Below are 15,970 nucleotides of genomic sequence, written 5' to 3'. Positions count from 1 at the left end.
ACAGGCCGAGTGCGCCGCTCAATCGATCCCAGAGCCCGCTAAGGCCAGATCCGGAAGCGGACGTGACCGTCTGCGTAGCCCCAGTTCTCGCCGAGTTGACCGCGGACGTCGCAGCGCTGGTAGCCGCATTCGTCGCGGTCGTGCCTGCATTCTTTGCGATCTGAGTAATGTCAGGAATACTGCGGCTCGACAGCGCGCCGCATGCGGACGACTGCAAACTCTTCACCAGGCCGTTGAGGATGCCGTCGATGGTCGATCCCATTCCGATGCTGGCGCCCCCCCCGATCCCGAAATCCAGCATGCACTTCTGTGCCGCCTGGCTCGACTCTGAAATCTTTTCATCGGATGTGTTGATTTTCTCGGTTTCGCGGTTTATTCCCGCCTGCCGTGCCGATTCCAAGTCGGCGCACGACTGGTCGGCGAATTCAGCGCGGGCGACCCCAGTTACCACTGCCAAGCTAACCGCGCTGGCGAAAATTAAATGACGGCCGTTGTGCCTGATCCGATTGATTCTTGTGCTGTGCATGGTCCTGATTTGATTCCTTATCTGCGGCGGGGCTCGTATCTGCGGCCCGGCGCGGGTTTCTGGCAGCTTGCTTGGCCGGAGTAGCGTCTTTCACGAACTCCTTGAACAGCTGCACATCGAGCTTTTGCATCGCCTCCGTTTCTACTTTCACAAAGACATTTCGAGCACGTACCGTCGCCTTCTCGATTAGCGCCTGATAGAGGCCGGTGGCCGATGCCAGCGCCTGCTGGCTCAGCAGCTCATTGCGATGCGCGTTGTCCAGTACTCGGCCTGTGAGCAAGCGGTACTCGGCGCCGACCAACGTCGACGCCCGCCCCATGGCCCCCTGCATCCACGAGGTGGCCATATCCACGTCCGCGACCTCGACCTTGTTCTCATTTACGATCTGAAGTACCCCGGTCAGCAAATCAGACGCGACGTTCTCGGGGGAGCGACTGAAGGAGAAGACAGCATCCGGCTGTGCGTTTGGATCCCATTTGACGATCCTGACGGTGTTCACATCGTCCAGGAGCGACCAAACCGCCTTAGTAGCCGACACTTGCAGCCGGCTTCGCGCCACCTCCCGCTCATCTACCTTTCGATAGTCCGCGGCGTGATGAAACAGATCGACCACCTGCTGATCGATCGCCGGTACAAATCCGCTGAAGATGTCTTCGCTCAGAGCCAACAGCGGCTCGGCATCGAGTTTTCCGGTCTTGGACCACTGGTCATGAATATAGAAGCAGGCCTGCTGAAGCAACCGCGCGCGCAGGTAGTCGGGAATGTTGCGGTTAGGGCCGACCAATGTCCGCGCCAGCCTGTCCGCCGTTACGTGCGCGCCCTCAACGAGCTTGCTCAGCGCGGCGACTCGCACTTCGCGCGGCACCTCTGGGCCACTACCCGGATCCAGGGAGACGGCGGCCGCGAGCTGGGTGAGGCTCTTGGCTGCAGCCGCTGTAATCTGGAGTTCCTTGCGCGGCAACACGCTTGCCCCAAAGGGCGTAGCCTTGGGCGCGTATCGGTCCTTGTTCAGTGCCGGCAACGTCTCCGGAGCAGATTTTCCTTTCACGCGCACAATCGGCGTTGCCGGTGGGTCCGAGGCAAGCCCGCTTCCGAGTTCAACGCCGGTCGCTGCAGCCAGGTCTGCCGACGGCATCCCCGTCGGCACTAGACCTCGCTTGGCCATCTTGGCGATTGCCGATGCAGCGATGCCAAGCCGCCCGCTGCCCTCACCTTCAGGTACGCTCATGTTCGTTGTCGTTGGCGCTGGCATGGTGGCTTTCCTTTTCCGTGCGGGGCGGGCCGGCTTCGCGCCTAAAGTCAGGGTTGAAGTCCTGCGGCATTGGGATTGCAGGGAGGCCGTCGGCGTACCAGTTGATCTGGTCGTACGCCTGGATATGTTTGGCAAGATCGAGGTCCGCCCCGGCGGACAAGCCGAACACCCTGGTTGCGCCCTCCAGAATTGCGAGAATCCGCATGGTCGAAGCGACATCGGTCCCGATGGCAGGAAACGAAGCGTTGACCCCAAACATCGCCTCTTCATCTGCACTCAGGGTGATACCCAAGGTGCCACCGTCGTGGCACCCGCCCTCCATCCGCTGCCAAACCCTCTCCGACTCAATGGCGACCACCGGGCCAAACGATTCGGGCTGAAATACCGCTGCAGCGGAAATCTCCGCGTCGCCGATATGGAACCGGACCGACATTCGCTCCGAATACCGCGCAAGCAAGCGATACGGGCAATGCCGCTGCATCGGCACCACGACTTCGGCCTTAGCGTCGCTGAGGGCGTCCATATCACATCCCTCGCAGGCGCTCGAATGGAGCTGACCGGTAGGCATCCGCGCCGGCGAGATGCTCCAGCTCCTCTTCGCTATCGAACAGCGGCAGCAGGTACTGCCCGCCGGCGAGCACCCGCACCTCGATCGTGTTCGGCACTGGCAACGGAGGCAATTCGATCATCATCTCGTGGGCGCCAGAGCTCGACACCTGATCACCCTTGCCGGAATCAGCCGCTTGCACCTGATCTACGTTCGCTTGTGGTTCCGCGTCGTCGACAGGCGTGCGCTGCATGAAGCTATACCTTGCCGCTTCGTACTCGGCTTCGCGCATAGCGTCTTCCACCAGTGTAAGAACCCGGGCGGGCTCGGCCTCAATGGCCTCGCGCAGCTTACCGGCCAGGTCGGGAATGTCCGAAGAAAATAGGAGCTCGACACACATGTCGAAGGTCACCCGGCAATCCTGGGCTCCGGCAATCCACACGCGAGCGTCGTCGGCGAGCTCCTGCTTCTCGGCTGAGATCCGGCGCCCGGCGGCACCTGCCTGTTCGACGGCTACGACGTCCATCAGGGCGGACCACAACAGGCGATTGGCGAAACGGGCTGCGCCCTCGATGCTCCATGCGTCCAGGCCGGCAGCTTCACATTCCGGCGGCGTGTCCAGCGCGTAGGCTTTCTGAATAGCGGCTTTCATTTCGGTGTCTCCTATTACGCCGAAACTTCTTTCGCGATGCGGAAGCGACGCATCATTGCCAGGTGCTGCTCCTGGTATTCCTGTTCGGAGAGGTTCAAGTCCTTCCGGACGGCCGCGGAGGGCTTCCCGTCAACAAAGAGGGCGGTAAACATTGCTTGCTCCTGCGGCCGTCCGGCCATGGACGACAGAAGGTCGTTAAGCAGGCTCTTTGCCCGCCCTTCCTGCGGTCGAGAGTTGTTTCTGTCGTGCACAGCCTTCTCCAATGTCAGTGGTCGGTATGGATGGGCAGCGCCTTAAGCCGCCCGTTTTGCGGGCCCGGCGCCCTTTTCATTCGCTGCAAATCGTTGGGGTGCGAGTTGCATCCTTGCACGCTCGATCACGGTCTTGACGTATTGGACCTGGGACTCGATGACGCTTTGCATGTCGGCTTCCCCCCGAGCAATTGCGCTCAGCATGAGTTCCCACTTTGCAGTGGTGGTCACATCCGTCAGCCACGGCGGCAGCCGGCCAATGGTCTCCTTGCCAAAGGGTGTGGAGGTGATCTCATGCCGCTTTCCCTTCTTGGTAGACAAAAGGAATCCACGCTTGAGCAAGTTCGCGATAATCGGCCCCCGAGTACGGGATGTACCGATACCTTGCGTATCCTTAAGCAGCTCACGGTCTCGATCAGTCTTTGCGAACTTGTACGCCGAGATCATGTCGTCCATGAGGCTCGCCTCGTCGTAGCGGCTTGGAGGCTTGGTCTGCCCAGTTTCCAGGGTAACGCCCGATGATACGATCTGCTGACCGACTTCCAGCTTCGGCAGCTCTCGGCTGCCAATAGGCGCCTCCGCTTCCGCCTCGTTGGCATCGGGCCTCTCCAGCTCACGCCAACCGAGCACCAAATCTCGACGCGCGGATGCGCGAAACTCATCCGGACCGAACATCACCACCAGACTGGTCTTCTGGTACTCATAGGCAGGATAGAACTGTGCAAGGTAACGGCGCACGACGGTTTCATAAACGGCGCGCTCAGCGTACTCAGCGTCCGACAGGGCCGGCAAAGTTCCGGTCGGAATGATCGCAAAGTGCTCGTCCACCTTCTCGTCGTTGAAAGCGCGCGACTTCCGGGCCGGGTTCGCCTTGGCGCACGGGCCCGAAAACACAGATGCGAGTTGCTCGATTACCTTGCCGGCGTCCGCATGCATTGCGGTCGGAAGGTATTCGCAGTCCGTGCCGACGTAGGTGATCGCCTTGTGCTTCTCGTAGAGATTTTGGGCCGCCTTGGTAACCTGCTCAATAGACAGTCCATGCTGCTTGGAGGCAGTCGCCTGCAGCCGGCCCATGGAGAAGGGCAACGGAGGATTTTCCCGCTCGACCGTCGTGGACGCCACCGCGACGGAGCCGCGCGCGCCCGCCTTGATCGCTCCTACCAGGCCTGTCGCCAAGGCCTTGTCGATGAGGCGCCCTGCCGCGTCAAACCCCGCCGTGCCCGCGGCGTCCTTGCGCTTCTCCCAGCGCAGGGTCGTCCCGTCGGCCAACGTCACAACTGGAACGAAATAGGTCTGAGGTTTGAACGTTTGAATCGCTAGGTCCCGCAACACCACCATGGCCAGTACCGGCGACTGGACGCGTCCCACGGACATGGTCTTGACACCGGTGAGCTGCTGATAGGCCATTGATCCATTCATGCCGAGCAGCCAGTCCATGACCTGGCGGGCAATAGCGGCCATCCGCTGGCGAACCCAGTGCTCAGAGCCGTTCTTTTCCAGGGTGGTGACCGACCGGTCGAGGTCCGTTTCCGCTTTCGAGGTGATCTTGGCGCGGAGGAATCGACTGCCCGCCGGATCGAGACCCCAATAGAGGAACATCTCATCAAAGATGAGTTGCCCTTCCCGGTCGATGTCACAGGCATTGACGATCTGCCCAGCCTTCTTCGATAGTTCCCCGACCAGATTGAAGCGCTTGGGCGGATGCGCCTTGCCCTTCTCGTCCACATCCGGCTTTGGCTCGTACTTGAATGGCTGCGGGACGAGCGGAAGGAAGTCGAAGTAGTTGCCGGCGTTCTGCTCCTTGGTCAGGTATGCCGCCGGCGGCAACATGGTCAGCATATGCCCGAACAGTGGACAAATGACGTCGCCGCTGTCGAGGGCAAAGTATCCATCCGCCGCTGCGGATCTCGCGTTGAGAACCCGGGCGCGCTTTGTTCGGACCAGGGCTTGAACGATGTCCTTGCCGACACTCGGCTTCTCAGGGATCCAGAGGCGCTCGATTCTCAACGGTGTTTCCTTTTCTTATTTCGTTTTCATATTCTACCCCACAAGATAATAGCTTAGCCAAGCTCCCGCGGGGATGCGACAACCCGAGCCTGATCCGCCTCCTCGTAGGGATCACCGATACCAACCGGTCGCGCTGACGGCTCGCCGGACACAACGTCCAATACCTCTGCATTGGCTACTGGCTGGGCCAGTTGCGCCTCGTGCGCGGCGGCACCCGCCTCCACGCCGGCCGCCAGCAACTGCCGGACCTGTTGCCGGCGCTCCTCCTGCTCCGCCACGCGCGCGGCACGCTCCTGCGCCAGCGGGCCGACGAGCTGCTCGTAATAGCGTTGCTCCGCCAGGCGGGCAGTCCGGAAGGAGCCTCGGTTGCGGCGGGACACATAGAGCTGCAGACCTTGGCTCTTTACCATCGCGTGGATCAGGCGTTCGCGGCCTTCCCATGTCTCCGGCAGTCCGATATACATCACCGTTCGGCTCTCCGATTTTGCGGTCTTCGACGCCGATAGCGCTAGGGTGATCGGATATGGCTGGTCAGGGTGCGTCGCCTCCCAGGCCTTCTGGTCACGCTCGACAGCCTGGCGCATCGTTTTCACAAACTTGGCCTTTTCGGATTTCTCCAGGTCCATTTCGATGCGGTTGTTGGTCAGATCGATGTTGAACCAGTTCTCGTTCTTGGCACCAACTTGGCCGGACGACAACGCCGACTTGAACGAGACGTAGGCATAAACGCGCCCGGAATCCACGTGATCCGGGTCCCCACGGCCGCTTACAGCCGCCTCAATAAGATTGACGATCATGCCTTTCTGGTGGAGACGCAGCGGCATCGACATGACGCTGAACTCCGACTCCCCGCCCCACCCGCGCTTATGAATGGAGATCGCCCGATGACGCTGCCCCGTTTCGTCGGTGTAGGTGATGGCCGTCCCTTTCTTGGTTGCAGCCGCCCACTCAGCAGCTTGGAACAGGTTGCCGACCAAGAGCGACCGTGTCATCCGGACCGGGCCAGGTTCAAAGTCGTTGAAGCGACGCGCTGCATCGCGCAACTCGTAGCGCTTGGATTGGCTGAACAGGCTACCGTCGATGTGAATGCGCGGAAACTCGGGGGCGGCGCCGGCACGGCGCAGCAAGTGTGAAGCAGACAGGATGACTGGCTTCTCCTCGCCAGGGCTGGCCAAGTGGAACCGCCACTTGGACAGCATGCTCTCTTCATTGGGCGGAGGCATGTCGACGCCCACGATTACCATCCGGCGGTCAGCAAAAAAGTGCGCAAACTTGCTGCCCTCTTCCTCCCGCACCCAGATCTGGGTACCGGGAGTCAGGTACGGGAGCACCGATTCTGCAAATAGCTTGCGCTGATGGGATTCCTTGACGGCATTGTGCTCACCGTCGGCCAAGGCTTCCTCGATCGTCCCGAACTTGGTTTGGGACAAGCCAATCAGCTTTTTCGCCTCCAGGACTTCGGCGGCTTTGCGGGCTGCCGGCATGAAGGTGAGCGCCTCGAACTTGGGATCGTTACCCCACTCACGGCGGAAGCGCTCGACCCACCAGGCGTCGCGGGGCATGTCATCGGCGCTCCAGGTGTTTAGCTTGCGCAGAGCCGCGGCACAGGCCTCTCCGTCGCTCATCACAGCCGCTTTCACGTTCATCCGCCACTGCATGCCGGCCGGCTTGCCTTCCATCTGGGCGGCCTCCGGGTTCGAGTGCCAGATGGTGGCGGTTTCGCCGGAGCGAGACATCAGCGCCATCAGGCGCAACTCCATCTCGGAACCAGGCACGCGAGCTCCGAAGGTCAGCATCTTCCCGCCAATCGAGGCCAGACCCTTCAGCTTGCCAGCTGCCTCCTCCTCGGTGCCGGGGATCGCTTCCGCCGGGATTTCGTCGAGGATCTCTTCAAAGATGGCGCGCGCGAACTGCTCTGCCCGCTCGGCCCCGCTCCCAGCCGCTTCGCGGTCAAGGGTACGCAGCATCGGGGCGGTCATGGAACGCACCACGCCACGCACCGGCACGCGACCGGTCCGGTCGGAGTCCTTGAGCACGGCGATCTGCTCCGCAATCCGTGCCTCGAGCTGCGCCCACTGCAGCGGCTGATAGTCCTTCTCATACGCAACGTCGCGCAGGTAGACCGGGCCGTCGAATGCGCTCAGAAGCTCGAGGTTCTGGTCGGTTCCCCATGCCAGGACTTCACGTTCGGTGCGGGCGCGCCAGTCATTGTCCTTGATCCCGGAGCTTTCCCCGGCGATCTCGTTCTGAATCACCGCGTCCTCGTAGGCCATGTACAGGTCGTCGTAGACCTTCTTCTGGTCACGCGGCGACAGCAGGGCGATGCGCTGCGTGACCTTGTTGGCCAGTCCGGCAGCGTCCTGGGCGCTGCGCAGCTCGATGGACATGCGCCCGGCAACTCCTGGGTTCTCGAGCAGGTAGTCACGGCAGACCTCGTCGCCCAACCGGTTCAGCAGATCGGGTACATCTTCGATCAGCGCGGCGTTGTCGCGCGATGAGCGGATGTTGGCCGACAGTCCCGCAAGCTTGCGGTTCTGCATCATCAGGGTGCGCATCTCCCCATAGAGGCCAGTGGTCAAGATAGAGATCCGAGGCGCCACCACTTGGTCGAAGCGGTTCACCCGACCGAACAACTGAATACGCTCGGTCGGATTTTCCGGAATCTGGAACTCGATTAGCTCGCGTTGCTGGGTGTTGCCAAAGCGCGGCGACGCGTGCAGCGACAAACCCGTGGCGGCTGCGCGATTGATCGTCAGCACGTCCAGGTGGCCCCAGTTGAAGTCCCGGACCGTACGCATGATGTCCGTCTTCTTCCGTGCACGCTTGCTGATCTTGGCAAGCCCAGCCGGTCTGGCGGGGTCGATCGGGGTGAGCTGCAGCCCGCGGCCAGAGATCTCGCCGACACGCTGCCCAGCCTGTTCCAGCCCCACCCGGATGACGTCCGCCGGCATGATCGGCATTTCCGGCAACGCGGCGACCTTCTCCATGATCTGCTCGATACCGTTGCGATACGCCGCGAGCTGATCTGGCGTAACACCAGGGACATCCGCAATGGCCAACCCACCGAGGCGATCCTGGTCGTCATCGGCCCGCGCGCCGCGACCATCCTCATCGTCCGCGCTGACCTCCAACGACCGGATGGCGCCAAGGCGGCTCACCAGCGCCTTCATCAGGTCGCGCAGCGTCGGCATCCGGATGGTATCGACCTGCGACTGCGCACGGATCCGCTCGTCAAGGATCCGCGTCGCCTGATTGACGAGCTCGGCATCCTGGCCAGCCTCTTCCTGCGTGGCGTTCTGGGCCACCCGCTGCATCCGCAGCGTCTCCTCCTCGATGAGCTGACGCACCATCGCTTCGCCGGTGTCTTCGAAGACGATCACCGGCCGCCGGCCAGATTCAATCGCCTTCAGGGACCGTTCGATGGCATGGTCTGCGGAAAGCGCCGCCAGGGTGCGGCGCATCGCCTGATAGATGGCGCCGCCGGTACCGAATCGAGAGGCGAAGAGCCGTCCCGCGGCCTGGGTGGCGCTGGCGCGCGCGCGGCCCACGCGTGTGCGTGCGTTCTCCCGCGCTGTCGCTTTTGCCTGTGCCAGTTGGCCGCGCAGTCCCTCCAAGGTGGCGTCGGTCTCCTCCAGCCCCGCCGCGTACTGATCAATGCGGCCCGAAACAGCCAATTCCTCTTGCGACGGTGGGTCCGCTGGCGCGCGAGCGGCGAGCAAGCTTGCCAGCTCAGTTTGTGCTGCTTCACGCTGGGCTGCGGTATTTGCGCGCGTAGCACTCCACTGCACAATCCGTTCCTCAAGCGCATCAATCGCCTCCAGTTCCCGCTTTTCCTCCGCTGCTTCAGCCCTGCGAATCCCCTCACGCGCCGCCTGCGCAGCCAGCAACAATGACTTGGTTTGCGAGTTGGCCCGCTGCAACAGGTGGTCGATCTCGCCGGAGACCATGGCCATCATGCCCAGGATTTCAGAGACCTGGCCGGCCACAGCCGTATTGCGGTCCGTCCGCATTGAGTCGACTTCCACCACGAAGTCAATCTTGGACAGGTCGTGCTCACGTCGGATAAAGCCTCCGTCGCGCGCCAGCATCGCCGAGAACACCTCGCCAAACTCTTCGCCGCCGCGGTTCATCGCGTCAGTAACCTGTTGAATATTCACAGATTCCGGGAAGGCGCGTGAGTAGATGTGCAGGTTCTTGGCGGCCTTGGCCCACGTCGCCGACGAATAAACGACGCCCCAAGCGCTTTCCGCGATCTGGTGCACACGCTCAGCGGTATTCGAGTCGGAGCCGGCCGCAACGTGCGCTTCGTCGAAGAACACCAGGGCGTCCTGGCAGTGGTTGAGCAGCCAGTCGCCCTTGGGGGAGTCCTTGGAATTGACCTGCGAGTAGGTCGTGAAGACGATGTTGGCCCCGATTTGCTCAGGCGACAGGTTATCCGCAAGGACCGCTTTCATCCTGGCGGCCGGCACCGGCTCGGCGAGGAGTTGGCCTTCGCCGGCTATATCGAGGATCTGGCCATCCTGGTTGGTGATGAACGGGCGGAAACGGCCCCACTCTTCAATATCGATCAGGTCACGTGCCAGGTCCGAGAACAGGTTCGCACGGTCAGTGAAGAAGATCACCGGCCTGCCCTGCTTGTTCGCCCACGCAGCCAGCGCACTGAGGCTGCGGCCTTTCCCGATCCCGGTTTCGTCGCCAAGGATTGCACCGCGGCCCTGCTGGACTCGATTGATCATCAGCGCCACAGCATCGATCTGCTCCGGCGAGAATCGCTCCGGCAGGGTTTCGTAACCCATGCCCAGCTCGTGCGCGACGAATTCGTCGATCTGGCCTCGCTCTTCCTCAAGCTTCGCCAAGGCGTAGCTCAGCGAGGCCTGCAGGTTCTTGGGCACCATCGTGCTGCCAGCCCCGGTGCGGGAGAAGGCGGTGTAGGGGCGCTGGTAGCGGTTCTCTTCCCGCAGATCACCGACCTTGATGGCCTCGTCGGGGTCGACTTCGAGCTCAGGCGCGTTCTCACGCAAGGTGAGCGTTTCGTCGACGATGGTCTTGACGCCGTCCCAGTCGAAGCAAACGGGCAGTTTGTCGGCTTCCGCGTACTGGCGATCGTCGGCACGCCGTGGCCGATTCCGGAAGACGATCACCCTGGTACCGTTCGGGGCGCCGCCGGCTTGCGTCAGAGCGCGCGAAACGTCAAACGCGTACTCAATGGTACCCACGACCTCCAGGGAGGCTAGATATTGCCGCATCTCGGGCGCCAGCCGCCCGGAGTCCGACTGCATCTCGCCGGCGTCCAGGGTGAGCACCGCGCGCGAGCCCGGCTGCAGCGAAGCCGACAGGGCGCCGGCGGCCGCGATGCCTTCACCCCGTGTACCGGCCTGCCAGTCCACGTTGTGGGCGAGAATGCCATCGTGTCGCGCCTGCGGGTCCACACTGTCGGCCCACGTTACGCCTAGGTTCCAGTGGATGTTGGCCTCGGCCAGCGCACCGCCTGCCTCGGATCGGACAGCCAGGATCTTCACGCCCTCCGGCAAATTGGCAAAGCCGGCGCCATTGCCTGCCGAGGGCACAAGCACGCTAGGTTCCGAGGCGCCCTCCTGCGCAGGCCCGATGGCCAGGAGGCGCTGCGTGGCCAAGGCAATGGGCATAGGTACCGGGGCCGCACCCACCTCCCGCGTGACCGCCCCCCCGGGCATGGATTCGTAGATGTGAACGGCATCACCCCACGCAGCGGCCGCACTCTCATGCTCCCGCATGAGGTATTCAACAAACGCAGCTTCAATGGCGCTCCAGGCCATCCGCATGCTCGCGGCATCCGTGGGCGCGTCGGGGAACGTAGCGCGCACGAAACGATTAAAGTCCGCCTCGCGCTGGATCTCACCCAGGCTGACCTCACGCAGGAAGCCCTGCGCACAGGCGATCAGGTCACGTTCAGTCGAAGCGCGCAGAAAGGACGTTGGGGCCATGCCCGCGCCCTCGCGCATCATCGCGCCACCATCAGTCACCAGGGATCGGCCAGTAATGTCCTCGAAGATCCGTGCGCCGTCGGCGTTGCGGCCGAGGAAGAGCCCCGATTCGATCAGTCGCGCGAGCTCGGTGGCCTCCTGCTCTCGCTGTTGGTTCGCCGCCTCGTCACGGTTAGCCCGGGTGCGGCGCGCCGCGTCGAGGTCGATGAAGAACTCGCTGCGGGTCATCACCCGCGTGGCGGCATTCGGCCAGATGGATCGAAACTCGCTGGGACGGGCCTGCTCGCCTTCGCGGAAAGGGCGAATGAGGTAGGCGCCAGTCGGGCTCGAGCGGAACTTCAGGTCCTCAATAACCCTGTTGAATAGCCGCGTTCCAGCCTTGATGCCGGTGATGACATAGAGCAGGCGGTTATCCAGCGAGGCAACGCGCAGGCGTACTCCAACGGGGTCATTCAGGTCGATCCACTTGGTCGTGGCAGACATCGCGCACTCCGATGCAAGGTTACGGCTCCGTGCACCGGAGACCGATCAGGAAAAAACGGGCCCGGCACCAGGTGGCGCCAGGCCCAAACGGGCGCTGTGATCACCGCGCCCTGAGAGGGCGGTTAGGCGGCTTCGCGCTGCTGAGCAGCACGTGCAATGTCGTCCGGATCGATAAAGTCGTCGTCAGTCGCACCTTGCTGCTCATGCTGATCCGGCTTCTTCGCCGCTTCTCGCATCTTGTCGACGGTCTCCTTGAGGTAACCGGTCGCGCCCTCGAGCCACTCATTCAGCGCGCTGTAGTCGCGTTGGTTCGAATCTTGGCCGTTCGCCAGCTTGTGGAACGGCGCTGCTGGAAGACCCTGCAGGGGATTTCCCTCCGCGTCGACGCCATAGTTCGGGGCAACGGGCTCCCCGTCCTGTTTGACACTCACCCATGCCATATCCGACTTAACCACCTGTTCGCCGATCTTCTCGCCGGCCTTGGTCAGACCGGGCGTAATCGACAGCGGCCGGCTGAGATCAGAACCGAGTAGCTTGGCAACCAGGCGCGCACCGAAGTAGGTTGCATCGCCACCGGACTTCAGCGAGAAGCTGACGGCGGTGTTGTCCGCAAAGTAGATCGTCGCAACGGTTTTGTCCTTATATTGCGGGTTGTTGCTCGGTTGCTCGCGGATCTGGAAGCCGTTGATTTGGCCTTCGATCGTATCGACCGGTTGGTAGATCACCTTACCGGTCGCCTGATCGCGGTCCCCTGTGTTCACCTTCATGGTGCCTTCTTTGGCGTTGATTTCTGCAAAGGTCACCTTACCTTGACCGGGACCGCGTTGGCTGAATGCCATGATGAGCTCCTTTAGAAGAGATGATGGGCTTGATTGGGTTCGATCGGCCGCTTAGGCACGCTCGCGTTGGATGGCGGGCACCTCATGCTCCGACTGCCCGTCGTCTTCCTCGCCCTCACTTTCTTTCGGAGAAATGAGCGGGGCAAAGTTCGATTCGACCCAGGCTTCCGCCTGGGCCTTGAGGTTCTTATCCGCGGCAAACTTGATCGTCTCGGTTTCCACGGCGTCGGCGTCGTGGCCATGCTCGGCCAGCGCCTGGTAGATCTTTGAGCTGTCGTACGAGGGCACGATGAACTGGTCGAGCCCAACCCGCTGCTCCGTCAGGAAGGCGACCATCTTCTCGGTGTCGTATTTGGGTTTGCCGCTGGCCTTCTTCGTGCAGGTCGACAGCACCGCTTCGCCGAGAAGCTCGCGTGCCTTTTCGAGATTGACGGATGCGCTCGCTGTCACCGACAAGTCGCCAGCGAAAACCAGGCGCTCGCCGCCAAACCGCCTGGTGCTCAATTCCAACCCCGTCACAAGGCGTTTGCGCTCGGCTTCTGCCGCGTCTCCAAGCGCCTTGGAGAGTGCGAGCTGGCGCGCGATCCGGGCCGCTTGGGGCGCCCAGGCCTCGCGCTGCGCGTCCTCAATCTCCATGCGTGGGGCTCGGATGTAGGGCGGAATTTCGCCGCGCAGGACACATGCCCAATAGTGATCGCCTGTCTCGCGGATCAAGTCGCAGAGCTCCGGCCGGATCGGCACAAAGTCATTGCGAAGCCGCCAGTTGGCCCAGTCAAATTGGGAAAGAATCGCGCCGTTAATCTGTATGCCTTGCTCTGCGCATAGGATGGCGCCTTGGTGGAGCTGGGCGGTGTACTGGAAGGAAACTGCTTCGGATTCGTCGACGGAAGTCGGCGACTTGTAATCAGTAAGGTAGCGGCCTTGGACCAAGACTTCCCCCGCGGCGGTCTCCATGGTCTGCCGAGGCAGGACCACAAGATCATCGGGCGAGTAACGCATCCACGGGCGGGTACCTTGTGCTTTCGCCAGCTTCCCGTAGGCAACCGCGTCCCGATTGGTGCCGAACTGCTGGTAGAACCGGCCCCGATGGTTGTCCTCGTACTCCTTACCACGCAGCATCGCCGGGGTCGTGGGCGTCGGCACCTTCTTGAGCAGCTTCTCCATCGCCCAATCGTGGGCGCTGAACATGAAGTCCGCCCGGTGGCCAAGGTAGTTCCTCACCAGTCCGCCAATCTCGCTCCCGCCAATGCCACCCGCTCTGGTCATGTGCCAGGGCGCCTCATGGGGCATTGTCGCGATCACGTAGTCAATCCACTGGTTGGCATCGGCCAGGTCGATTGCGTCGCGTTGCGGCAGCCGGTCGAGCTGTGCGACAAGCTGCCGGCGCAATTGCTGCAGAGCGGACGGATCCGGATTAGTGGTCATCGATGGTCCCCGTAGGCCCTCGCCTACAGATCAAAACAGTCCGGCGGACTCGCCGTTATATTTTGCGTTTCAATATGTTAGTTCGCAATTTAATTACATGAATTTGCAGTGTCAAGGGTTTGAGCCCAAGCACCCATCATGTTGCGTGGTAGTATGGTGATACACAATAGTACGGCTGCCCAACATGAGCTTCTCCTCCCGCAAGCCCGGGCCTCGTTTCGAGCCCCGGCCACGCCTGACTGACGCCTTTATCAACAGCGTCAATGAAGCCACCAACCTGGAAGACCTGGTTTCCGAATCGGTCGATCTGCGGCGCGGCGGGACGACCGTGATGGGCAAATGCCCTTTCCACAATGACAGCACGGCTTCCCTCTCCGTCTCGGCGGAGAAAGGGTTCTTCAATTGCTTTGGCTGCGGGGCGGGAGGCAACGCCGTCAAGTGGGCACAGTTGACCTACGGCTTGACCTTCCCGAAGGCGGTGCAGTTGTTGGCAGAGCGAGCCAGTATCCCTTTTCCGCACTCTGGAACCACCCCAAACCCGATTCCCCGGCCGGCACCGGTGGTAAAGGCCAGACCGACCGACAAGCAGGAGCTGCCGGCGGTGCCGGCCGAGAACCTTTACCAGGTCACCCGAATCGCAGCCGATGCGTACATTTCGGCACTTACGCGCGCGCCCGAGGCAATCGCGTACTTGGAGAGTCGCGGAATTTCTCCCGATATCGCGCGGCGCTACGTCATCGGCTTCGCTCCGGACGAGTTTGGCTTTCTGAAGACAGCCTTCGGCGACTATGCAAAGAACCCCGACCTTATCGCCGCCGGCCTGTCAAAAGAGAAGGTCACCCCTGATCGGACGACCCGCTGGGACTTCTTCCGCAAGCGGATCATTTTTGGCGTCCGGGATAAGGAAGGCCGGCCCATTGCGTTCGGCGGGCGCGTCCTCCCCGGGGACGAGGGCCCCAAGTACCTCAACACACCTGAAACCGAAATCTTTCACAAAGGTGAGGTCGTCTACGGCCTGTATGAAGCGGTCAGTGCCATTCGCGGGGCTCAGCGTGCCTGCGTAGTCGAAGGTTATATGGATGTGCTTTCCCTGGCCGCCAAAGGCGTCAAGAACGCGGTGGCCAGCATGGGCACTGCGCTCACCGAGATCCAGATCGAGCAGATCCTGGCGCACACCAAGGATGTACTTTTCATCATGGATGGAGACGCGGCCGGACGAAAAGCCATGCTCCGCGCCCTCTTCCTTGTCATTCCCTATGCGGCCGCCAATCGGTTTCAGTTTCTCCTGCTGCCCGATGACCTAGATCCGGACGAATACGTTCGTGCCCATGGCTCGGCAGTCTTCAGGGAGGATCACCACCTTGGTATCGGGGAGGCCCTGAGCAAACTGCTGGCCGAACAGGTAGAGGGGGCGGACGAACCAGGCAGGCGCAGCCTACTACAACGCGCCGCGCGCGTGATAGAGAAGCTGGATCCCTCAAACCCTCTCGCGGTAGACCTGAGCGCGCGCGCGAAGAGGATTGAGGCACTCACCGCCCATCCCCTGCCTCACCAGCCCAGCCCGCCAACAGCCAAACCAGTCGCCACGCCTGCAATTCCTTCCGCGGGTGAGCGGCTTCTGCACGCAGCCATGCGCCTACCGGACGAAGCCACACGGGCCCGAGTTACCGTTCGCTCGGTCTTCGCGGTCGGTGCAGGGCCGGATATGGTGGAGCGGGAGTTCCTCGCCAGGCTCGACGCTGCTATCGCAGCGGGGAAGGCCGTCCCCATGCAGTGCTCCGAGCAGGAGCGCCGCTCCTATGCGCGTGTCCTGGAAGCGAGTAGCGCGATCGCCGGCGAGATTCGACGCAGCAGAGAGGCCGCAGCCGCGGCGCGCCAGCTCGCGCGAGGGGAGATCTCGGATTCAGCCTACCTTGCCGCACGTACGCGCGAATGACGAATTTTGCCGGCCCGCGGTGCTCCCGAAAGAAGATTCCCTCCACATTTCTTATTTCGTAGTAATATGCTGCGGTGAAATATCAAGGA

At 62.1% G+C, this 15,970-nt stretch carries 10 protein-coding genes; 2 read left to right on the top strand and 8 right to left on the bottom strand.

Features of this window, described 5'->3' with window-relative positions; genetic code table 11:
• Nucleotides 1-248 precede the first annotated feature (248 nt).
• A complete protein-coding gene (locus tag ACW4E8_RS16130; protein WP_456805417.1) occupies nucleotides 249-485 on the top strand; it encodes a hypothetical protein in 237 nt (78 codons plus the stop codon).
• On the opposite strand, the gene ACW4E8_RS16125 is transcribed toward ACW4E8_RS16130, so the two are convergent.
• From ACW4E8_RS16125 to ACW4E8_RS16090, 8 genes are all read right to left on the bottom strand, one after another.
• Nucleotides 459-1,754 carry a hypothetical protein gene (locus tag ACW4E8_RS16125; RefSeq protein WP_456805416.1) on the bottom strand — a complete coding sequence of 432 codons (1,296 nt, stop codon included), beginning with the start codon at nucleotides 1,752-1,754 and terminating at the stop codon, nucleotides 459-461. The genes ACW4E8_RS16130 and ACW4E8_RS16125 overlap by 27 nt on opposite strands.
• On the bottom strand, nucleotides 1,741-2,301 hold the full coding sequence (locus ACW4E8_RS16120) for a hypothetical protein (RefSeq protein ID WP_456805415.1): 561 nt from the start codon (nucleotides 2,299-2,301) through the stop codon (nucleotides 1,741-1,743). The genes ACW4E8_RS16125 and ACW4E8_RS16120 overlap by 14 nt, the downstream gene beginning before the upstream one ends.
• Nucleotide 2,302: 1 nt before the next feature.
• Nucleotides 2,303-2,977 carry a hypothetical protein gene (locus ACW4E8_RS16115; protein WP_456805414.1) on the bottom strand — a complete coding sequence of 225 codons (675 nt, stop codon included), beginning with the start codon at nucleotides 2,975-2,977 and terminating at the stop codon, nucleotides 2,303-2,305.
• 14 nt (nucleotides 2,978-2,991) lie between these two features.
• Nucleotides 2,992-3,228, bottom strand: coding sequence for a hypothetical protein (locus ACW4E8_RS16110; RefSeq protein ID WP_456805413.1), 237 nt, complete (start codon nucleotides 3,226-3,228; stop codon nucleotides 2,992-2,994).
• Between the two features lie 42 nt (nucleotides 3,229-3,270).
• Nucleotides 3,271-5,235, bottom strand: a complete 1,965-nt coding sequence (locus ACW4E8_RS16105) for a DNA topoisomerase (protein ID WP_456805412.1) — start codon at nucleotides 5,233-5,235, stop codon at nucleotides 3,271-3,273.
• Between the two features lie 53 nt (nucleotides 5,236-5,288).
• The gene (locus ACW4E8_RS16100) at nucleotides 5,289-11,681 is read right to left on the bottom strand and encodes a strawberry notch C-terminal domain-containing protein (protein WP_456805411.1); all 6,393 of its coding nucleotides are present in this window, start codon (nucleotides 11,679-11,681) and stop codon (nucleotides 5,289-5,291) included.
• A 122-nt stretch (nucleotides 11,682-11,803) separates the two neighbouring features.
• The gene (locus tag ACW4E8_RS16095; protein WP_456805410.1) at nucleotides 11,804-12,520 is read right to left on the bottom strand and encodes a hypothetical protein; all 717 of its coding nucleotides are present in this window, start codon (nucleotides 12,518-12,520) and stop codon (nucleotides 11,804-11,806) included.
• A gap of 51 nt (nucleotides 12,521-12,571) precedes the next feature.
• On the bottom strand, nucleotides 12,572-13,945 hold the full coding sequence (locus tag ACW4E8_RS16090; RefSeq protein WP_456805409.1) for a YqaJ viral recombinase family protein: 1,374 nt from the start codon (nucleotides 13,943-13,945) through the stop codon (nucleotides 12,572-12,574).
• Between the two features lie 184 nt (nucleotides 13,946-14,129).
• Between ACW4E8_RS16090 and dnaG the strand changes: the two genes are divergently transcribed.
• On the top strand, nucleotides 14,130-15,881 hold the full coding sequence (gene dnaG / locus ACW4E8_RS16085) for a DNA primase (protein ID WP_456805408.1): 1,752 nt from the start codon (nucleotides 14,130-14,132) through the stop codon (nucleotides 15,879-15,881).
• Nucleotides 15,882-15,970: the final 89 nt, after the last annotated feature.

It is taken from the genome of Cupriavidus sp. CP313, assembly GCF_054072015.1.
Note: the sequence above shows the minus strand (reverse complement) of the source record. Positions and strands in the feature narration are given on the sequence as shown.